The sequence below is a fragment of the Rhodoplanes sp. SY1 genome, from assembly GCF_046000175.1.
Taxonomy (GTDB): Bacteria; Pseudomonadota; Alphaproteobacteria; order Rhizobiales; family Xanthobacteraceae; genus Rhodoplanes.
Genome location: NZ_JBEOMB010000002.1, coordinates 103,679 through 121,280 on the forward strand (window position 1 = coordinate 103,679; position 17,602 = coordinate 121,280).

Sequence of the window (17,602 nt, forward strand, 5' to 3'; positions counted from 1 at the left end):
ACGGAGCGAGTTGCGCGACAGCCGACATCGGCACTAAGCACGACGTTCCGTCACCCGTACGAACGCGCGCTCCACCGCGCTGCGTGACAGATCGCGGGTGATGACGACGATGCGCGAGGCGCGGCTGTCGTCCGGCCAGGCGGCGAGCTCCCGGGGCGGATAGAGCACGTGCTGGACGCCGTGCACGACGACCGGCCGTTCACGCCCGCGCACGTTCACGATCCCTTTCAGCCGGAGGATCTGCTCGCCGCGCGCGGTCAGCAGGAGCTCGAGCCAGCGTGTCAGCACGTCCCAGTCGAGCGGCGCGTCGGCGGTCAGGCAGAACGTCGCGACGCGATCGCCGTGGCGCTGCGGGTCGTGATGATGGAGGTGGTGTCTAGAGTGATCGTCTTCATGATCATGTTCGCCGTGATGGTGATGATCATGATCGTCATGCGCATCCTCGTGCGCCGCCTCGGCGGCCAGCCACGTCGCGACATCCGTGCCGGCGCCGATGGAGAACGTCTCGCCCTCGAACAGGTCCGCCGGCGACGGGGCGGTTGCGAGCGACGCCTCGAACCGGCGGGCGCCGGGATTGAGCGCGGCGAGCCGGGCGGCGAGGCGGGTGCGGGTCGTGGCGTCGGCCAGATCCGTCTTGGTTGTCACCAGCCGATCGGCCATCGCGGCCTGCTTCACGGCCTCGGCATGGGTCGCGAGCGTGCCCTCCCCGAGCGTCGCGTCGACCGTGGCGGTGACGCCGGCGAGGCGCAGATGCGGGGTCAGCCGCGCGTCGGTCATCAGCGTGTGGACGATCGGCGCCGGATCGGCGAGCCCGGTGGTCTCGACGACGATGCGGCGGAACGCCGGCAGGTCACCCGCGGCGCGGCGCGCCGCGAGATCGGCCAGCGTCTCGACCAGCTCGTTCTTGACGGTGCAGCACAGGCAGCCCGATTCGAGCAGGACGACGTCGTCCTCCAGCCGGCGCACCAGCAGGTGATCGATGCCGACCTCGCCGAGCTCGTTGATCAGCACCGCCGTCTCGCCCATGCCGGGGTCGGCGAGCAGGCGGGTGAGCAGCGTCGTCTTGCCGCTGCCGAGAAAGCCGGTGAGCACGTGCACGGGCAGCACGGGAGCCGCACCCGGGGTGGGACGATTTTCGACCGGGACGGAACCAGAGGACACGCGGGACACATCCTTCAGGACAGGGCGCCGCCCGTCGATACACCCGCGCGGACGTGCGACCAAGCGGCAGTGGACGGCCGCGCCCCGGCGCGCCCCGCCGCTTGACGCAAATTCTCGAATCGCGCGCTCATCCAAGGTAACATGCGCATGGTGCCGGGCCGCATGTCGGCGGCGCCTCGCAGCACGTTCCGCACGTCGCGATGCGGCGAACGGCGATTTGGATTGGATTTGTCCGTGGATCGGGATTGTCCATTGGGACATCGATTTGGATCGGGAGGAGAGCCGATCGACGAGCCGGCGGTCGCACTCGGGCACTCACTCGGGCACGAGGCGCCACGGTTGCAATCATCGGATCACCCTTCTGGAGAGATTTCCGCCGTCTTGCCGCTCGCGGCCTCGGCCGTCCGGATTTAAACGCCGTATCAGGAGCTTTCGATCATGTCCGATCCCTCGCCCGTGACCAAGCCGACGATCACCCCGGTGGAGACGCCGGTCGCCCCGTCCGAGCCGCCGATCGTGTCGCCGCGCGCCAGCGAGCCGCCGCCGCCGCCCCCGCCGCCGCGCCGCGAGCCGCCGACCACCATCGTCGACAAGGCGATCCAGGTCACCCAGGCCTATGCCCAGTATGTCTGGGCCGACGTCAAGGTGCTGTTCGCCGAGATCAAGCCCGCGTTCGTGAAGTTCGGGCTCAAGCAGCGCAACTTCCTGATCGGCCTGGTCGTCTTCATCCTGTTCCTGATCTGGCTGTTCTGATCCGACGACCCGGAGGGGCGGATCGTCCAGCCGTGATCCCGCCGGCGCGCCGGACCCGTGCGGTCCGGCGTCGGAAACACTCGCTTCGGAGGGAGGGCCCGGCTCAGCGGCGGCGGAAGCCGTCGCGGATCGTGTCCATGCGGTCGGTGCCGTTTGCGCCGAAGCGGGCTGGCGGCTGATCGAAGAGGTCGCAGGAGACGCGTCCGGACGGCACGATCCAGCCGGTGTCGTTGTCGAAGACATATTGCGGGCAGCGGCCGTCATGGCCCGGCCCGAGCCGGATCGAGCCGACGTGGCTGACCTCCCGCTCGACGGGCGGCACCGACAGGAGCCGGCGAAGCGGGCTGTCGAAGGTCTGCTCGATCGTCAGCGTCGCGACGATCATGGCGAAGAAGACGCCGCTGATCATCGCCACCCGGCGCCCCTGAAGGGGCCGGCGCACCGCGGAACGTGGCGAACGGTTCTGCATCGCGGCAACACCCGGTTTTACAGCCGACCGAGCATGCGCTCCGGGCGTCAACGCCAGGTTAACCGCGGCCCGACCGCACGGCCGACCGACAGGTCGAGCGCGCCGGCGAGCTGTCCCCTGCGCCCTCCCGATCACCGAAACGCTGTCGAGCCGCGACGGCTCGTCGTCAGGCCGCCGTCGGCAGGATGGCGACGACGCGCCGCGTCTCGCGCTCGACCATGACAACCTTCCCCGGCATCAGCAGGTACTGCGCGTCGCGGTACTCCGGAAAGGCGGCGGCGAGCTCCGCCGTCATGTCCTGCAGCGCCACCTGCCGCGGCACCGCGACGCCGACCGCCACCGTGAAGGCGACCTGATCGACCTGCTGGCCGGCATTGGCCTGCGCGAAGGTCTGCAGCGCCTGCTGCTGCTCGGGCGTGACGTCGACGCGGTTCTGCGCCGTCGCCGAGATGCCCTGGTTGCGGCCGACCGCGATATCGTCCGGCGGCGCCGCGGCCGCGTCCGGTGGGGCCGGCGAGCGCCCGACCGTGCTGGTCCCCGCATCCTGGCCGAAGCGCGGTCCGGTGGCGTCCTGGGTCGACTGGTGGCGATCGTAGCCCGGGATCACCATCCACACGATCACGCCGATGCCGAGAACGATCGCCAATGCGGCGGCGGCCATCATCAGCTGTCGGGTGCCGCGCCGGTCTTGTCGCGTCGGATCGTCCATGATCGCCTCGTCCATTCCGCCTGGGTGTCACGCTTGGCTCCCGAGCCGCATCCGTCGGCCCGTCATGGGTGAACGCCATCGCGGCCCGCGGGTTGCCGCTCCGCGTCGACGAGGATGCGTGAACGCCGCAGGCCGCACTCCCGGCGGCATGCCGGCCCGGCGCCACCTACCGCCAGGAACGCCCGGCCGACCGGACAATTGTCCCTGGTTCGCCTGTCTCTGGATCGCCTGTCGCCCGATCGCCGTCGGCCGGCCCGTCGCCCCGGAACCGGGTTCGCCCGACCTGAGCCGCCCACCCGATCCGACTGGAGCCCCCGATGCCGACCGCCCCCCGCCCTCTCGCCATGGTGACCGGTGCCTCGACCGGCATCGGCTTCGAGCTCGCCCGCGTCTGCGCCCGCAACGGCTACGACCTGATCGTCGCGGCCGACGAGCCGCGCATCCACAACGCCGCGGAGAATTTCCGCGAGCTCGGCGCCGGCGTCGAGGCGATCGAGGCCGATCTCGCGACCCGGGAGGGCGTCGACCGCCTCCATGCCGCGGCCGGGGGCCGACCGATCGACGCGCTGCTCGCCAATGCGGGCCGCGGGCTCGGCCACGGCTTCCTCGACCAGCCGTTCGACGATTTCCGTCACGTGATCGACACCAACGTGACCGGCACGATCTATCTGGTGCAGAAGGTCGCGCGCGACATGCGGGCGCGCGGGCACGGTCGCATCATGCTGACCGGCTCGATCGCCGGCTTCATGCCGGGCACCTACCAGGCCGTCTACAACGGCACCAAGGCGTTCATCGACTCGTTCTCGTTCGCGCTCCGCAACGAGCTGAAGGACACCGGCGTCACCGTGACGTGCCTGATGCCCGGCCCGACCGACACCGAGTTCTTCGAGCGCGCCGGCATGATGGACACCAAGGTCGGCACCGCCCCGAAGGACGATCCCGCCATGGTGGCCGAGACCGGCTTCCAGGCGATGATGAAGGGCGAGGGTGACGTGGTCAGCGGCTGGAAGAACAAGCTCGCCACCATGCTCGCCACCGTCACGCCGTCCGGCACGCTCGCCGAGCAGCACCGCAAGATGGCCGAGCCGGGCTCCGGCCGGAGCTGATCACGTCATTTGCCGGGATGGACGTGAAGACGCCCGGGGGTGCAGCTGCACCCCCGGGCGTCTTCACATCGCAGGATCATGGGTCGCAGGATCATGGATGGTGATCAGGCTACCAGGGACCTGATCAGGCGGCGCTCGCCTCGCGCGCCAGATAGGCGAGCGTGACGTCCTTCACGTGTGCATCGATCCACGCGGCCATGTCCTCCTCCTCCTTCAGCGACTGCGACAGCAGCGCCGAGGCGTCGATGCCGGCACGCTCGGCGAGCGCGATCAGCGACTTGTAGGCAGCGATCTCGTAGTGCTCGAAGGCGTTGTTGGCGAAGGTGTTCTTGAGGATCTCGTCGGCCGCCGGCATGTGGCCCATGGCGGCCATGTTGCCCATGAAGGCCATGGTCGCGTCCTTGAGGGTGGAGGCGCTGGCGTCGCAGGCCTCCAGGCAGCGGTCGAGCCGGCCGATCTGGGCGCGCGTCTCCTCCAGATGCCGGCGCAGCCGCGCCTGGACCTCGGGATAGGCGTCGGTGCGCTCGATCTGGCGCTCCATCAGCTCCTCGGCCTGGCGCTCCATCGCATGGGCGTTGCGCAGGCCGGTCACGAACAGGTCACGGGCGGTTTGCGGCGTCATCACGGTCTCCGGATGTCGAGGGGGTGAGCTGGGGCGGCCACGGTGTGCTGCGCCCGGGGATCAACCAGTGCGGCACCGGCGTGTTCCTTGCCGGCGTCCCTCCGCGGCCGCGTTGCAAGTGATCGACCGCGCGACCGTCCGGCACCTGACACCGGACGAGGAACCGTCGGCCTGTGCTCCGGTTCTCGAAACGGCGGCCTCGCCGTGACGGCCGTCGCGGTCCCCTGTCTGAGCGCCACCTCGCTGCATCACCATCCACGTCGACGAGGCCGTCCGATGATCCGCATCCTGTTCGCCCTCTGCCTCGCGACGTTCTGCGGCATCGCCGTCTCGTCGCAGGCCAACGACGCACTCGACTTCTGGCGACGCGAATGGTCGGGCTGGGGCAGCGCGCCGGCACGGCCGGCGTGGGGAGCCCCGTCCTGGGGAGCCCCATCCTGGGGAACACCCTTCGGGCATCCATGGGGCGCGCCGCAAGGCAAGCCGCAACGGCCGTCGATCACCATCACGCCGCGCTCGCGCGGCACCGAGACCCGCCGGTCGACTAGGGGCCGGGCCTGGTGCGTGCGAACCTGCGACGGCTACTACATCCCGATCGGCAACGACCTCAGTGGCGCGGCCGCCGAGCGGCGCTGCGACGCGCTCTGCCCGGGGACCGAGACGATGGTGTTCCGCGGCGGCGACGACGGCCCTGACGGCATCGCCGATGCGGTCTCGTCGCGCGGCAAGCGCTACGGCGCCCTCCCGACCGCCTTCGCGCACCGCACGTCGCTGACGCCCGGCTGCCGCTGCGGCGCCTCCGTTGAGGGAGCGCTGGCGCGGCTGCGCGAGGACGCGACGCTGGAACGCGGCGACATCGTCGTCACCGAGGCCGGCGTGCACGTCTTCACCGGACGCGGCCGCGCGCCGCACGATGCCGCGGACTTCACGCCGCTGCGCGAAGCCGGACGCCTGCCGAAGGCGACTCGACAATATCTGAGCGAGATCGACCGCGCCTATGCCTATGCACCCGAGCGGCTCGCCGCGGCAGCCGACCCCGAGCCCGACCGCAAAGTCGAGTCGCGCCGGCAGACCAAGGCCGAGCGACGCGCCGCGCGTCGGGCGGAACGCCGCGCCGAACGGGAGGCCCGGCGGGCGGCGGCGCGCGCCGCGGCATCCGGCGTCCGGTCGGGGAGCGAGCCGACCGGAAGCCCCGACGCGCAGGCGACCGGAGCCCCGACCGCCATGCCGGCCATGCGGGTCGGCGGTCGCCCGTGAGGACCGGCTGCGCGGCGGCCGGCGCCGTCCTCACTCGTCGCGCAGCAGCGGCAGCCAGAACTTGAAAACGGTGCCGCCACCCGGGTTGGGCTCGGCGGAAATCCGCCCGTGATGGGCCTCGATGATGTTGCGGCACACCGAGAGGCCGATGCCCATGCCCTGCGTCTTGGTGGAGACGAACGGCATGAACAGCCGGTCGGCGATCTCGGGAGCGAGGCCGCTGCCGGTGTCGGCGATCCGCAGCTCCATCCGGTCCCGCCCGGTGACGAGCCGGATCGCCAACTCCTTGCGCTCGCTCGTCTCCATCGCCTCGACCGCGTTGCGCACCAGGTTGAACACGACCTGCTGGATCTGCACCTTGTTGACGAGGATCTCGCCGGGCGCGTCGACGTCGAGCCGGACCACCACGTCCTTGTGGCGCGCCGCCGCGAGCGCCAGCGTGCAGGATTCGCGCATCAGTGCGGCGGCGCTCACCACCCGCAGCTCGTTCTCGCCCTTGCGGACGAACTCGCGCAGCTGGCGGATGATCTCGCCGGCCCGCAACGCCTGCTCGCTGGTCGACCGCAGCAGCTCGCCGAGCTTGTCGCGGCGTCCCTCTTCGAGGGGGCCGGAACCGACCAGCTTCTGGCAGGCGCCGATGTAGACGGCGACCGCGGTGAGCGGCTGGTTCAGCTCGTGGGCGAGCGCCGCCGCCATCTGGCCCATGTCCGAGACTCGCGACAGATGCAGCAGCTCGGCCTGCAGGGTGCGGCGCTCCTCCTCGGCCCGGCGTTCCATATCGATGTCGACGATCATCTGCACGGCGCCGGAGATCTCGCCGCTCTCGTCGCGGAACGGCAGCGCCGCGACCCGAGTCCAGGTCGCCGGCTGTGTGTCGTCGCCGCGGAAGAACAGCTCGACGCCCGGCCAGACCGGATCGCCGCGCAGGGCTCGCGCGGACGGGAAAGCCTCGGGCGCAATCCGCCGGCCGTTGGCGTCCCAGCCCTCCCACAGCTCCTGCCGCATCTCGTCGCGCGACGCCACCACCTGCGGGACGAAGCGGCGGTAGTTGCCGTTGCCGACGATGATCCGGCCGTCGCGATCGACCAGGGCGACGCCGACCGGGAGCACATCCAGGATGGCGGCGATGCGGCTCTCGTTCTCGCGCAGCGACCGCTCGCGCGCAGCGATCGTGCGGGCCGCGGTGTCGAGCGCGAACAGCGCGTGGTCGACCTCCGGCACGCCCGTGGGGCGGACATCGGGCGGCTCGCCGCGCTCCAGGCGCACGGCACCGGCCTCCAGCGCCGCGATCGGTCCGGTGACGCGGCGCGCCGCGAAGCCGGCGAGCAGCATGCTCATCAGTGCCACGGCGGAGGTCAGCAACGCCGCCGTGAGCATGGTGCGGCGGATCGGCGCCTCGAACACGGTCTTCTCGGTCGCGACACCGACGGCCCAGCCGAGTGACGACCGCGAGGTCGCCGTGATCAGCGGCCGCCCTTCGACGCTGTTGACCTCGGACATGCCGTCGGCATGCATGACGGCGCGCCAGCCCTGCGAGGCCGGCCGGCCGACCCAACGCTCGTGATCGAGCGACCGGGCGACGAAATTTCCGTCGCGATCGACGATGGCGGCGATCCATCCCTGCGGCATCTGCCGGGTGTTGAGCAATTCCCGGAACGTATCGGCGAGCACCCCGATCACCAGATAGTAGGCCGGCCGGCCGTCGCGCAGCACCGGCACGCCGGCGCCGACCACCGGTCCGCCCGCCACCGGGCCCTTCACCACATCGGTGATCACGACGCGCCGCTCGGCGAACGCCAAGCGCGCCCCGGCCATGACGCTCTCGGGGGCGCGCGGCAACGGATCGCCGGGCGGCAGAAGCGTGTTGATCACCTGCTGCCCGTCCGCCGAAATCAGCGTCACCCAGGCGCCGGGGAGGCCGATCATGGCGCGCTCCGCCTCGCCTCGGAACACCGCGAGATCGTCGCTCTGGAGCGCCGGCGATTCGCCGAGCGCCTGCCCGACCGCGGCGTAGTTGCCGAGCTGCGCCTCGACGGCGCTGAGCACCGAGTGGGCCGCGTAGAGGATCGCCTGGGTGTTGTTGTCGCGCTCGCGCTCGGCCAGCCGCCAGACGATGTCGACCGACAGCAGCACCATCGGGATCGCCGCCATCAGCACGATCAGCACGAGACGCTGGCGGATCGACAGGCCGGACGGAGCGAAGCCGCCGCCGACGGGCGCCGGCCCGGCCGCCGTGCCCGGGGACGGGTGCGGAGGGGGCGGAGACGACGCCCTCGGCGTCCATCCGATGTTCATGCAGGCTCCTCGAAAACAAACTCAATATAGAAAGATCAAAATTCAGACACTTCGGTAAAACCACGCAGAACTGTCATGATGCGTACCGATGCCTACTACACCACGACGGCCTCCCGGAACGTTAAACACCGAACAAACGCAGTTTTACTGAAGCACCTTTGTTCCACACTTCGCCGCGCTCGGAGATCGCCCGACCTCGCCCCTGCTTGAACGCCACGGCGATCCGAAGACGGTGGTCCGGAATCACCGCGCCCAGCGTGCGAATTTGCACGCAGAGCCGCCGCGCGTCGACCGCACGCGCCGGGGCGCCGCCTCAACCGGACCTTAACCCGAAGTCACCATGGTAAGTCACCTTCGTCGCCGGCGGCGCGGCGGCGGTTCCCTGTCCGGCCTCGATCGCGGCCGCCGCCGAGCCTGCGGGACCGACCTTGCGCGACATCATCCTCGCCACTGCCAAGGCACTCGGCGATACGGCCGGCGTGGCGGAGGAGACGTTTCTCGACACCGGGCGCCGGCTGGGCGATGCGGTCGGACTTCTCGAGCATCTCGTCGAGCGGTTCGGCAGCCTGCAGGGCGAGCTGGACGGCGACGCATTCCGGCGCGCCACCGGCAGCCTGTCGGCCGTCGCGGCGCGGGCCGCCACCCTCGGCGGCGATCGTCGCGACGAGCACGCCGCGCTCGACGAGCTGATCGGCGTGACCAATCGGCTGCGCCGGCGCATCGACGAGATCGCCAAGGAGATCCGCACCATCGACGTGCTGACCATCAATGCCCGGATCACCGCGTCGGGCATCGGTTCGGCGGGGGCGGAGTTCCTCGACTACATCGGCGGCATCGGGCGCTCGCTCGCCGTCACCACCACCAATCTGCAGAACTTCCGCGCCGAGCTGGCCGAGGTCGCGGCCCATCTCGGCTCCGCCTCGAAGGGCGAGTCGGAGTTCTCGGCCCGCCACGCCGAGACGATCGCGCAGGTGCCGCGCCGGCTGGAGGCGAGCATCGCGCTGATCACCGATCGGTCGCGCTGCGCCGCCGGCGCCGCCGCCGAGGTGGGCATCCGGTCCCGGCGGCTCGCCGACGGGGTCGGACGGGTCGTCATGGCGCTGCAATGCGGCGACGCCACCCGGCAGCGCATCGAGCACGTCGTCGCGACCGCAGGCCTCCTGGCCCGGATCGCCGAGGGTCACGACCGCAGCGGGGCCTTCGCCGATCTCGATCCCGACGCACGGCGCTCCCTCGTCGGCCAGGGCTGCGCCCTGCAGGCGGCGCAGCTCGCCGACGCGGCCGACCAGCTCGCCGGCGAGATCGCGGCCGTGCACCGCTCGCTCGCCCGCCTCGGCGACGACGCGCGCGAGGTCGTCCGGCTCGGCCGCGACGTCTACGGCTCGGCGAGCCGGGGCGACGAGTCCTTCCTGAGCGAGCTCGAAGCGGACGTGTCGCGCACCCGCCTGCTGTTCGAGAGCGTGCGCACCGCCCGCGACACCGCCGACCGCATCATGGCGCAGGTGCTGCGCATCGCCGAGCGGCTGGTCGGCCATATCGGCACGGTGCGGGCCGTCGAGGCCGACATCCGCATCATGGGCGTCAACGCGACGCTGAAGAGCAGCCGGCTCGGGACCGTCGGGCGGCCGCTCGCCGTCGTCGCGGACGAGCTCACCCGGTCGTCGGCCCGCACCGCGACCGAGGCCGTTGCGGCCGGCACCGACGTGCGCACCATCGTCGACACGGCCGAGGCGTTGGCGGGCGAGCGACAGGCCGCGCGGCGCGCCGAGATCACCGGCGTGATCGAGGACATCGGCACCGCGATCGCCTGCCTGCACGGCGTCGGCGCGACACTGGCCGAGGCGCTCGCCTCGCTCGGACGCGACGGAACCACCGTGATCGACCTCCTCGCCGACACGGCGGCCGGGCTCGCCCGCGCCGAGACGATCGAGACGGCGTTGCGCGAGAACGCGGCGCGGCTCGCCGCGGCGGCGACCGGCACAGGACCATTGCCGAAGGGCGCCGCCGCCGACGCCATGCTGGCCGACATCGCGAGCCGATACACCATGGCACGCGAGCGCGAGGTCCACGCCCGGACCGCGCCCGCCCCCCGCCGCTCCGGCGGGTTGCCGCTCCACGCCGGGGCTCCGCCACTCGCCGCCGCGGCGCCGGCGCCGGCCGTCGCGGCAGCGGCCGAGGCGAGCGTCGACGACTTCCTCTTCTGAAATCTCGAGTCGTCCGAGGCCGGCGGGAGCCTGTCCGGAGTCTGAAGCCGCCCCGGCCGACGTCGCCCCGGTCTCCGCTCATGCCCGCGAAGGCGGCATACAAGGGCACCGGGCCATGTCGCCCCTGGGTCCCCGCTTTCGCGGAGACGAGCGGACGCTGGATCTGATTCGTCCAATACGAAAGTGGAGTAGCGACGCGTCTCACCCGCCGGCGCGAAGAATCTCCGCCGGCAGGCGATCGAGCGGCAGCACACGGTCGGCGGCGCCTAGCGCGATCGCCTCCTTGGGCATGCCGAACACCACCGAGGTCGCCTCGTCCTGGGCCACCGTGTGGGCGCCGGCCTGCTTCATCTCGAGGAGCCCGCGAGCCCCGTCGTCGCCCATCCCGGTCATGATGATGCCGACCGCGTTCGCCCCCGCATAGCGTGCGGCCGAGCGGAACAGGACGTCGACCGAGGGGCGATGACGCGACACCAGCGGCCCGTCCTTGATCTCGACGTAATAGCGCGCACCGCTGCGCTGGAGCATCATGTGGCGATCGCCCGGCGCGATCAGCACGCGGCCGCGCAGCGCGGTGTCGCCATTGGCCGCCTCCTTCACCTCCACGGCGCACAGGCCGTTCAGCCGGCGCGCGAAGGCGGCCGTGAACATCTCCGGCATGTGCTGGACGATCAGGATCGGCGGGCAGTCGGCCGGCAGCACCTCGAGCGCGGCGCGCAGTGACTCGGTGCCGCCCGTCGAGGCGCCGATGCAGACCACGGTCTCGGTGGTGCGCGCCATCGCCTGGCTGGCGCGCGGCGGCGCCAGCATCACGTCGGCGGTCAGCTTCTTCTGCACCGTGAGAGTCGATCGGCGCGGCAGGCAGTGCAGCCGCGCCCGCGCCGCCGCCTTGACGGCGTCGCAGATGCGCAGCCGCGACTCGATCAGGAACTGGGTGACGCCCATCCGGGGCTTCTGGATGACGTCCACGGCGCCGGCCTCCAGCGCCTGGACCAGGGTCTCGGAGCCGGCCTCGGTGAGCGACGAGCACATCACCACGGGCACCGGCCGCTGGCTCATCAGCTTGCGCAGGAACGTGATGCCGTCCATGCGCGGCATCTCGACGTCGAGCGTGATCACGTCCGGCACCTCGGACTGGATCCGCTTCGCCGCCACGAACGGATCGGACGCCGTGCCGATCACCGCGATGTCCGGATCCTCGGCCAGGATGCCGGCCAGCGTCTGCCGCACCGAGGCGGAGTCGTCGACGACCAGAACCCGGACCGGCGCCGCCATGGCTCAGCTCCGACGATAGACGGCCGTGCCGGCCGGCCGCACCGGCAGGTCGAAGCCCGACAGCGTCTCGGAATGGCCGAGGAACAGCCAGCCCCCCGGCCGAAGATGATCGCAGAGCCGGCGCAGCACCGCGAGCTGCGTCGGCTTGTCGAAATAGATGAGGACGTTGCGGCAGAACACGATGTCGAGGTCGCGCTCCATCGCGTAGCTCGCGTCCATCAGGTTGAGGCGGCCGAACTGCACCATGGCGCGCAGCTCCGGCACCATGCGCACGAGGCGCGACGACCGGTCCTTCGCCCGCATCACGTAGCGGGTGCGCATCTCGGCCGGGACCGGCGCCACCATCTCCTGCGGGAAGATCCCGCCCTGCGCGGTGCCGAGAACCTCGGTGCAGATGTCGGTCGCATAGACGACGCCGGACAGCTCCGGCGTGCGGCGTTGCTGCTCGGCCAGCACCATGGCGATCGTGTAGGCCTCGGCGCCGGTCGAGGCGGCAGCGCTCCACACCTTCACGGGCGCACGCACCGAGATCCGCCGCTCGGCGGCGATCTGCGGCAGCACACTCTCCGTGAGGATGCGGAAATGCTCCGGCTCGCGGAAGAACTCGGTCTTGTTGGTGGTGACCACGTCGATCAGATGGACCTCCTCGGCGGCGAGCCCCTGACCGTTGAAAAGGTATTTGCAGTACTCGTCGAGGCTGCGCATGCCGAGGGCCCGCACGCGCTTGCGCAGCCGCCCCTCGATCATGGTCGACTTCGACGGCGGCACCTTTATGCCGCTGTAGTCGTGAATGAAGGCGGCGAGACGCTGGAAGTCCCGCGCGCCCAGCCGATCGTGGCCGTCGACCCAGCTCGGCTCGGCGGCCCCGGTGTCGGCATCGGCGGACGCCCTGGCGAGTGCTCGGCTCACGACCTCGGCCCGCCTCAGCTCGCACGCTCGAACTGCGCGTCATGCGCATCCGGCCCGCCCGACGAGAGGTCGAGCTTGAAGCCGCCGCGCGTCTGGGTCGTGGTCTGGGCCCTGGCCTGCGGCTGGGCGTAGGCGGCCCGCACCTGCTCGACGAGCTTGTTGGCGCCGCTCGCGACCGGGCGGGAAGCGGCACGTGCCGGCGGCTCCGCCATGGTCGCCTTCGAGGCGGCCGGCTTGCCGGAGGGCGTCCGGCCGGCGGCCGGACGGCGCGCCGCGGCGGGCGCAGCCGCCGCGCTCTCGTCGGTGCGGAAATAAGCGATGCTGGTCTGCAGCTGCTCGGCCTGGGCCGCAAGCTCCTCCGAGGTCGCCGACATCTCTTCGGAGGCGGAGGCGTTCTGCTGCGTCACCTTGTCGAGCTGCTGGATCGCCTGGTTGATCTGCTCGGCGCCGATATCCTGCTCGCGGCACGCCGCACTGATCTCCGAGACCAGCTCGGCGGTCCGCCGGATGTCGGGCACGAGGCGCGTGAGCATCTCGCCCGCCTCCTGCGCCGCCTTGACGGTCTGCGACGACAGCGTGCCGATCTCGGCCGCCGCGGTCTGGCTGCGCTCGGCGAGCTTCCGCACCTCGGACGCGACGACTGCGAAGCCTTTGCCGTGCTCGCCGGCGCGTGCCGCCTCGACAGCCGCGTTGAGCGCGAGCAGATCGGTCTGGCGGGCGATCTCCTGCACGATGGTGATCTTCTCGGCGATGGTGCGCATCGCCTCGACGGCACGGCCGACCGCCTCGCCACTCTTCTCCGCGTCCTCGGAGGACTGGCGGGCGATCTTCTCGGTCTGGGTGGCGTTGTCGGCGTTCTGCTTGATGTTGGAGGCCATCTCCTCCATCGAGGACGACGCTTCCTCGGCCGAGGCGGCCTGCTCGGTCGCGCCCTGCGACAGCTCCTCCGAGCTCGACGACAGTTCTTGGCTGCCGGCCGAGACGTTATCGGCCGCCGAGAGCGACTCGGCGACGACCTGGCGCAGCTTCGCCACCATGCGCTCCAGCGCGATGCCGAGCGTGTCCTTGTCGGAGAAGCGCTCCACCCGCACGGTGAGGTCGCCGTTGGCGATCGTGTCGGCGACCTGGGCGTTGGTCCGCAGGTTGTCCGTCATCTGGTTGAGCGAGTCGACCAGATCCTTGATCTCGTCGTTCGATTTGACGGTGATCTCCTGGCTCAGATCGCCGATGGCGACCGCCTTCGCGAGCGTGCCGGCCTTGGCGAGGCCGCGACTGATCGACAGCGCCATGAACAGGGCGGTACCGACCGCGACCACGAGCGCAAAGGCGACGAGGCCGATCAGCATCGTCCGGGCGCTCTCGTATTGCTGTGCGGCAGAGGCCTTCGCGTCGGCGAGGCGCTTTCGGTTGATGTCGTTGAGGCTCTCCAGGCTCTTCTGAACCTCGCCGACATGCTGGCGGGCCTCGGTCGACGACAGCGCCGCCGCGTCGTCGCGGTTGCCTCGGCGGATCGCGTCGAGAATCTTGTCCTGGGTGGCGCCGAGCTGATGGAGGCCGCTTCGGGCCGCGGCCCACAGCGGCCTGCCCAGTGCAGTCGTTCCCTCCTCCGCCTTTTCGAAGCGGGACATCAGGTCGCGGCGACGGGTCGAGATCTCACCGGCGAACCGGTCGACCTCGTCCCTTCCGGAAGCCAGGACGGCGTTCTTCTCGGCTCGCACCAGCGTGAGAAGATCGGCGTTCATCTGAAGCGACATCGCGAGACGATGGGCGGGAACGTCGACAACGGTCTGCAGCGTCTGGTCGAGCGCGGCGAGGCTCGAGACGCCGAGCCAGGCCGTGATGCCCGACAAGACGATGATGGTCGCGAAGGCGAGAGCGAGCTTCAGCTTGATCGTGAGTCGCATCGGGGCATTCCTGGTAAGGGCACTTCAGGGCACTTCAGGGCACTTCGGGGTAGTTCAGCGTACTTCAGGCACGTCAGGGCGTTTCAGGGCACGTCAGCGATACGTCAGGCGGCTCGCACGGTCGGGGCCGCGCCGTCGTCCCGGGCCGCGGGCATCGCCCGCTGCGCGGTGAGGACGGCCGGGTCCGACGTGAACAGGCGGACGATGTCGAGCACGGCGACGAAGCCGCCACCGTGACGGCCGACGCCGAGGATGTGATCGTGGCTCCACGCCACGCCGATGTCGGGCGGCGGCTCGAGCCGCCCCTCGTCGAGGGCCGCAACCTCGAACACCCGATCGGCGGTGAGGCCGATCGCGAGGGTGCGGCCGGGCAGCGGCACGTCGAGCACGACGATGCGGGTCTGCTCGTCGCCCGCGACACGCGGCAGGCCGAGCCGGGTCCGCAGGTCGATGACGGCGACGGCGCGACCGCGCACGTCGATCAGGCCGTCGAGATGCGCCGGCGCGTCGGGGATGCGGAACACCTGCTGGGTCGGCAGGATCTCGAGCACCATGGACACCGGGACGGCGAAGATCTCGCGGCCGATCCCGATCGTGACATAGAAGGTCTCGCCGGCACTGGTCTGCGACATGGGGTCAGCTCGCCCGCTCGAACTGGACGTCGTGTGCATCCGGCCCGCCGGACGTCATGTCGAGGCGGAAGCCGGCCTTGCCCGGCGCCCGGGCAGGCGTCGCATAGGCGGCGCGCACCTGATCGACGAGCTTGTTGGCGCCGCTCGCCGCCTTGCCGGCCGGACGCATCGGGCGCTCCGCCGCGCCAGACTTCACGGCCGCGGCCTTGCCGGCCGTCGCCCGTCGCACCGCCGCGACGGGCGCCACCGTCGCGCTCTCCTCGGTGCGGAAATAGGCGATGCTGGCCTGGAGCTGCTCGGCCTGGGCGGCCAGCTCCTCCGAGGTCGCCGACATCTCTTCGGACGCCGAGGCGTTCTGCTGCGTCACCTTGTCGAGCTGCTGGATCGCCGTGTTGATCTGCTCGGCGCCGATGTCCTGCTCGCGGCACGCCGCGCTGATCTCCGACACCAGCTCGGCGGTCCGCCGGATGTCCGGCACCAGGCGCGTGAGCATCTCGCCGGCCTCCTGGGCCGCCTTGACGGTCTGCGACGACAGCGTGCCGATCTCGGCCGCCGCGGTCTGGCTGCGCTCGGCGAGCTTTCTCACTTCCGACGCGACGACCGCGAACCCCTTGCCGTGCTCGCCGGCGCGCGCCGCCTCGACGGCCGCGTTGAGGGCCAAGAGATCGGTCTGACGGGCGATCTCCTGCACGATGGTGATCTTCTCGGCGATGGTGCGCATCGCCTCGACGGCGCGGCCCACCGCGTCGCCGCTCGACTCGGCATCGGAGGCCGACTTGCGGGCGATCGTCTCGGTCTGGGTCGCGTTGTCGGCGTTCTGCTTGATGTTCGCGGCCATCTCCTCCATCGAGGACGAGGCCTCCTCGGCCGACGCAGCCTGCTCGGTCGCGCCTTCCGACAGCTCCTCGGCGCTCGACGACAGCTCCTGGCTGCCGGCCGAAACGTTGTCGGCCGCGGCGAGCGCCTCGGCGACGACCTGGCGCAGCTTCTCCACCATCGCGTTGACGTGGCCGATGAGGTCGCCGATCTCGTCCCTGGACGCCGAGTCGACGGTCCGGGTGAGGTCGCCGGCGGCGACCGCCTGGGCGAGCGCGCCGGCCCGGGCGAGGCTGCGGCTGATGCCGGTCGCCATCCAGATCGCGATCACGGCGGCGAACAGGAGCGAGGCGCCGACGACGCCGAGCATCAGATCACGGGCACTCTCGTACTGCGCATTGGCGGCCTTCTTGGCGTCTTCGAGCAGACCGCGATTGATGTCGGCGCCGCGCTCGAACTGCTTCTGGAGATCGGCCGTCAGCTTGCGTCGCTCGCCGGTCGAGATCGCCCGCGCCTGATCACGGGCGCCCTGGTCGACCAGCAGGCGGATCTTGTCCTGCAGCCCGCCGATCTGGTTGAGCAGGCTCCGGTTGTTGGCCCAGATCGACTTGTACTGCGCCGCCGCCGTCTCGTCGGCCTTGTCGATGCGGCTCATGAGCGACTGCCGCTCCTGGACGAGGTCGTTGCCGTAGCGGGCGACCTCGTCCTTGGTCTCGGCCATGAGCATGTTCAGCTCGGCACGCACGATCGAGACGAGGGAGGTGTTCATCTCGAGCGAGAAGGCCAGACGCTGGACCGGCACCTCGACGACCCGGGCGAGCGTCGCGTCCAGCGAGGCGAGGTTCGAGATGCCGAGCCAGGCGGTGACGCCGGACAGGACGATGACCACGGCGAAGGCGAGGGCCAGCTTGAGCTTGATGGTGAAGCGCATCACAGATCTCCTGAACGCGCGGCCGGCGAACAGGTCGGTCGTCGCTCTGACTTGGTTGTGTCGAGAGCCGGATCGGCCGACGACGGTGACAGAATGCGGGCGAGATCGGGAACGACGATGAAGTCGTCGCCGCGCTTGCCGATGAAGCGGATATAGTCCTGCCGCCAGCGGGTGCCGACGCGCGGCACGTCCTCCAACGCCGAGGCGGCGAGCTCGGTCACCTCGTGGACCTTGTCGGCTCGGATTCCGATCACGGTCGGCACCCGGTCGATCTCGATCTCGGTGACGACGATACGGGTGTCGATCGTGTCGGGCCCCTGCTCCATGTCGAACTTCAGGCGCAGGTCGGCGAGCGGCACGACCTTGCCGCGCACGTTGATCAGCCCGTTGACGAAGGGCTCGCTGCCGGGCACCTCGGTGACGGGCACGAGATCGAGGATCTCGCGGACCTGCGACGCCTCGAGCGCGAAGGTCTGGCCCTGCAGATCCATGGTCAGCACCTCGAGGGGCCGGCCGGCATCGTGATCTGACGTTTCGAAGCGGTTCATGGCGTGATCCT

At 70.7% G+C, this 17,602-nt stretch carries 15 protein-coding genes; 4 read left to right on the forward strand and 11 right to left on the reverse strand.

The window, feature by feature from the left end; all coding sequences use genetic code 11:
- Window positions 1-33 precede the first annotated feature (33 nt).
- Window positions 34-1,107, reverse strand: a complete 1,074-nt coding sequence (locus ABTU92_RS00740) for a CobW family GTP-binding protein (RefSeq protein WP_408086670.1) — start codon at window positions 1,105-1,107, stop codon at window positions 34-36.
- Between the two features lie 492 nt (window positions 1,108-1,599).
- Between ABTU92_RS00740 and ABTU92_RS00745 the strand changes: the two genes are divergently transcribed.
- Complete coding sequence (locus ABTU92_RS00745) at window positions 1,600-1,914, forward strand: hypothetical protein (RefSeq protein WP_408086672.1); 315 nt, start codon at window positions 1,600-1,602, stop codon at window positions 1,912-1,914.
- 103 nt (window positions 1,915-2,017) lie between these two features.
- Here the strand turns inward: ABTU92_RS00745 and ABTU92_RS00750 are convergent, their stop codons facing one another.
- Both ABTU92_RS00750 and ABTU92_RS00755 read right to left on the reverse strand, forming a co-directional pair.
- A complete protein-coding gene (locus tag ABTU92_RS00750) occupies window positions 2,018-2,329 on the reverse strand; it encodes a hypothetical protein (RefSeq protein ID WP_408086674.1) in 312 nt (103 codons plus the stop codon).
- 220 nt (window positions 2,330-2,549) lie between these two features.
- Window positions 2,550-3,092 (reverse strand): DUF1236 domain-containing protein, encoded by a 543-nt coding sequence (locus ABTU92_RS00755; RefSeq protein WP_408086676.1) that lies wholly within the window; start codon window positions 3,090-3,092, stop codon window positions 2,550-2,552.
- 317 nt (window positions 3,093-3,409) lie between these two features.
- Here ABTU92_RS00755 and ABTU92_RS00760 point away from each other — a divergent pair, with 317 nt between their 5' ends.
- Window positions 3,410-4,198 (forward strand): SDR family NAD(P)-dependent oxidoreductase, encoded by a 789-nt coding sequence (locus ABTU92_RS00760; protein ID WP_408086678.1) that lies wholly within the window; start codon window positions 3,410-3,412, stop codon window positions 4,196-4,198.
- A 124-nt stretch (window positions 4,199-4,322) separates the two neighbouring features.
- Here the strand turns inward: ABTU92_RS00760 and ABTU92_RS00765 are convergent, their stop codons facing one another.
- Entirely contained in the window at window positions 4,323-4,820 is a 498-nt protein-coding gene (locus ABTU92_RS00765) for a ferritin-like domain-containing protein (RefSeq protein ID WP_408086680.1), read from the reverse strand.
- A gap of 276 nt (window positions 4,821-5,096) precedes the next feature.
- On the opposite strand from ABTU92_RS00765, the gene ABTU92_RS00770 reads away from it, so the two are divergent.
- Window positions 5,097-6,077 carry a DUF2865 domain-containing protein gene (locus ABTU92_RS00770; RefSeq protein ID WP_408086682.1) on the forward strand — a complete coding sequence of 327 codons (981 nt, stop codon included), beginning with the start codon at window positions 5,097-5,099 and terminating at the stop codon, window positions 6,075-6,077.
- 30 nt (window positions 6,078-6,107) lie between these two features.
- On the opposite strand, the gene ABTU92_RS00775 is transcribed toward ABTU92_RS00770, so the two are convergent.
- Window positions 6,108-8,372 carry an ATP-binding protein gene (locus tag ABTU92_RS00775; RefSeq protein WP_408086684.1) on the reverse strand — a complete coding sequence of 755 codons (2,265 nt, stop codon included), beginning with the start codon at window positions 8,370-8,372 and terminating at the stop codon, window positions 6,108-6,110.
- Between the two features lie 428 nt (window positions 8,373-8,800).
- Between ABTU92_RS00775 and ABTU92_RS00780 the strand changes: the two genes are divergently transcribed.
- Window positions 8,801-10,576, forward strand: a complete 1,776-nt coding sequence (locus ABTU92_RS00780; RefSeq protein WP_408086686.1) for a hypothetical protein — start codon at window positions 8,801-8,803, stop codon at window positions 10,574-10,576.
- Window positions 10,577-10,777: 201 nt separating this feature from the next.
- Here ABTU92_RS00780 and ABTU92_RS00785 read toward each other — a convergent pair whose 3' ends face one another.
- From ABTU92_RS00785 to ABTU92_RS00810, 6 genes are all read right to left on the reverse strand, one after another.
- Window positions 10,778-11,851 carry a chemotaxis response regulator protein-glutamate methylesterase gene (locus ABTU92_RS00785; RefSeq protein WP_408086688.1) on the reverse strand — a complete coding sequence of 358 codons (1,074 nt, stop codon included), beginning with the start codon at window positions 11,849-11,851 and terminating at the stop codon, window positions 10,778-10,780.
- A 3-nt stretch (window positions 11,852-11,854) separates the two neighbouring features.
- Entirely contained in the window at window positions 11,855-12,679 is an 825-nt protein-coding gene (locus tag ABTU92_RS00790; RefSeq protein ID WP_408086786.1) for a CheR family methyltransferase, read from the reverse strand.
- A gap of 95 nt (window positions 12,680-12,774) precedes the next feature.
- Window positions 12,775-14,664, reverse strand: a complete 1,890-nt coding sequence (locus ABTU92_RS00795; protein ID WP_408086690.1) for a methyl-accepting chemotaxis protein — start codon at window positions 14,662-14,664, stop codon at window positions 12,775-12,777.
- A gap of 104 nt (window positions 14,665-14,768) precedes the next feature.
- Entirely contained in the window at window positions 14,769-15,296 is a 528-nt protein-coding gene (locus ABTU92_RS00800; RefSeq protein WP_408086692.1) for a chemotaxis protein CheW, read from the reverse strand.
- Between the two features lie 4 nt (window positions 15,297-15,300).
- On the reverse strand, window positions 15,301-17,043 hold the full coding sequence (locus tag ABTU92_RS00805; protein ID WP_408086694.1) for a methyl-accepting chemotaxis protein: 1,743 nt from the start codon (window positions 17,041-17,043) through the stop codon (window positions 15,301-15,303).
- Window positions 17,043-17,591: a chemotaxis protein CheW gene (locus tag ABTU92_RS00810; RefSeq protein ID WP_408086696.1), complete on the reverse strand. Its 549-nt coding sequence runs from the start codon at window positions 17,589-17,591 to the stop codon at window positions 17,043-17,045. Before ABTU92_RS00810 ends, ABTU92_RS00805 begins: the two co-directional genes overlap by 1 nt.
- Between the last annotated feature and the right edge of the window lie 11 nt (window positions 17,592-17,602).

Coding starts and splice junctions, on each gene's coding strand:
- ABTU92_RS00745 (WP_408086672.1), top strand. CDS start 1,600: ATGTCCGATCCCTCGCCCGTGACCAAGCCGACGATCACCCCGGTGGAG.
- ABTU92_RS00755 (WP_408086676.1), bottom strand. CDS start 3,092: ATGGACGATCCGACGCGACAAGACCGGCGCGGCACCCGACAGCTGATG.
- ABTU92_RS00760 (WP_408086678.1), top strand. CDS start 3,410: ATGCCGACCGCCCCCCGCCCTCTCGCCATGGTGACCGGTGCCTCGACC.
- ABTU92_RS00765 (WP_408086680.1), bottom strand. CDS start 4,820: ATGACGCCGCAAACCGCCCGTGACCTGTTCGTGACCGGCCTGCGCAAC.
- ABTU92_RS00770 (WP_408086682.1), top strand. CDS start 5,097: ATGATCCGCATCCTGTTCGCCCTCTGCCTCGCGACGTTCTGCGGCATC.
- ABTU92_RS00775 (WP_408086684.1), bottom strand. CDS start 8,372: ATGAACATCGGATGGACGCCGAGGGCGTCGTCTCCGCCCCCTCCGCAC.
- ABTU92_RS00785 (WP_408086688.1), bottom strand. CDS start 11,851: ATGGCGGCGCCGGTCCGGGTTCTGGTCGTCGACGACTCCGCCTCGGTG.
- ABTU92_RS00795 (WP_408086690.1), bottom strand. CDS start 14,664: ATGCGACTCACGATCAAGCTGAAGCTCGCTCTCGCCTTCGCGACCATC.
- ABTU92_RS00800 (WP_408086692.1), bottom strand. CDS start 15,296: ATGTCGCAGACCAGTGCCGGCGAGACCTTCTATGTCACGATCGGGATC.
- ABTU92_RS00805 (WP_408086694.1), bottom strand. CDS start 17,043: ATGCGCTTCACCATCAAGCTCAAGCTGGCCCTCGCCTTCGCCGTGGTC.
- ABTU92_RS00810 (WP_408086696.1), bottom strand. CDS start 17,591: ATGAACCGCTTCGAAACGTCAGATCACGATGCCGGCCGGCCCCTCGAG.